Origin of the sequence: Virgibacillus salexigens, from assembly GCF_014905415.1 — a bacterium.
GTDB classification, from domain to species: Bacteria; Bacillota; Bacilli; order Bacillales; family Amphibacillaceae; genus Virgibacillus; species Virgibacillus salexigens.
The window spans coordinates 1-299 of sequence record NZ_BNEO01000163.1; the positions used below are offsets into that span (position 1 = coordinate 1).

A 299-nucleotide genomic window follows, 5' to 3' on the forward strand; every position below is an offset into this window, starting at 1 on the left:
ATTTATAACCAAACCCGTCAAGATGGATTGACTGCAGAGAAACGGCTGGCGAAGGAACCAAAACAAGAATCTAACTCAAATGTATTAGAGGAATTACAACAAGTAAAAAAGCTTTCACTTCAATCTACGCTTCAAGGTATCCAATACCCAGTTGATTTTCAAGTAGTATATAATCAATTACTTGAGCAAGAAGTTGAGGTTGAAATAGCAACCTCCATCATGGAAGCAGTTAACGAGCGAGAAAAAACAGCAAAGATCCATCATTCATCTTCTGAGCTTGCTGAAGAAGTGAATAAGGA

1 pseudogene is annotated in these 299 nt (G+C 37.5%); it reads left to right on the top strand.

Annotation, left to right across the window (positions count from 1 at the left end):
• Positions 1–299 (top strand): annotated as a pseudogene (locus JKP73_RS22685) (hypothetical protein); the annotation flags it as partial.